A 536-nucleotide genomic window follows, 5' to 3' on the forward strand; every position below is an offset into this window, starting at 1 on the left:
ACAAACTTGAGCCGCAATGGCGACAAAAACATAGCTCGGTATTTTCACTTTTCTGATAAGTTTGAATATCCTCTTTCCCTTGGATAACAAGCAACTTATCCAGAGCAATGCCGCCCGCCGATGAATAGTCAGAGCCAGTAAATTTTCGACATTCAGAGCAATGGCAATTGCCCATGTATTTGAATTCATCCGCCACTTCGAGTCTTACCTTGCCACACAGACATGAGCCTTTGAGTACTTCCATTTGAGTCCCTTTTTTATTATGAACCTACGTGAGGTTGGTGATGGTCTCGTCACCATGCCACCACAAGACGACAAATTAAAGACGGGTAACGCAGGTTTTCAAAAATAAAACGAAAATGTAAAACGGGCTTTTCGGATACAAAAACACCAAGCAAGATGCTTGGTGTTTTCTTAATATTTTGTTTAACCACGCCATCGCTCTTCATGAGAGACATCGTGTTAAGCAAGTTCAGTACTTAGAAAATGCAGTGCTTAGTAAAGCTGGTTGCTTCGTTTGCTGTCCAGTCACCTTT

The 536-nt window shown here is 41.8% G+C and carries 2 protein-coding genes; both read right to left on the reverse strand.

What is annotated here, in order from left to right:
* A partial coding sequence (locus R7190_RS30200) for a GFA family protein (RefSeq protein WP_318138252.1) occupies window positions 1-244 on the reverse strand: 244 nt, incomplete at its 3' end.
* Between the two features lie 235 nt (window positions 245-479).
* Window positions 480-536, reverse strand: a 57-nt coding sequence (locus R7190_RS31435; RefSeq protein WP_411978108.1) for a DUF3012 domain-containing protein, incomplete at its 5' end; no start/stop codon positions are given.

The sequence above is a fragment of the Vibrio sp. 1078-1 genome (assembly GCF_033340475.1).